This window comes from Neisseria sp. P0021.S007, assembly GCF_051956855.1.
Window position 1 is genome coordinate 1 of the sequence record NZ_JBQCXA010001843.1, and the last position, 429, is coordinate 429.

The following is a 429-nucleotide window of genomic DNA, read 5'->3' on the forward strand; positions in this document are numbered from 1 at the left end:
CGCCAACTGCGCTAGTGGCGCACAGCTTCACACGGAAATCATATAAAACGTCAATTAACCATGTCAGACGGCGTGCTTCTGCTTTTTCTTGCGGGGTTAGACGTTCTAATCCTGAAAGGAAAACCATCTCGTAATGTTCGGCTAAATACAAATAGTCAGCTTGTGAGCGCGGGCCAAAACATAATGCACGGAAATCAAACCAGATGGCGCGTTCTGACTGGGCTTTATGGGGGATTTCCCGTCCATGGATAATGCTGATGCCTGGGTTTAATTCAGAGATTCCGCTCATTTCTTTAAATAAAGCAGCGAGTTTTTGCTCGTTTTCTTCATTATTGGGGACAAAGAAAATTTCGGCAGGACGCAGCGTACGCAAGCGGTAATCTTCTCCGCCATCTACATTTAAAACGGTCAGGTTGGACTCGATAAGGG

The 429-nt window shown here is 46.2% G+C and carries 1 protein-coding gene; it reads right to left on the reverse strand.

From position 1 onward, the window contains the following. Positions 1-429, reverse strand: a 429-nt coding sequence (gene zapE, locus ACTHUR_RS21745) for an AFG1/ZapE family ATPase (protein WP_440400892.1), incomplete at both ends; no start/stop codon positions are given.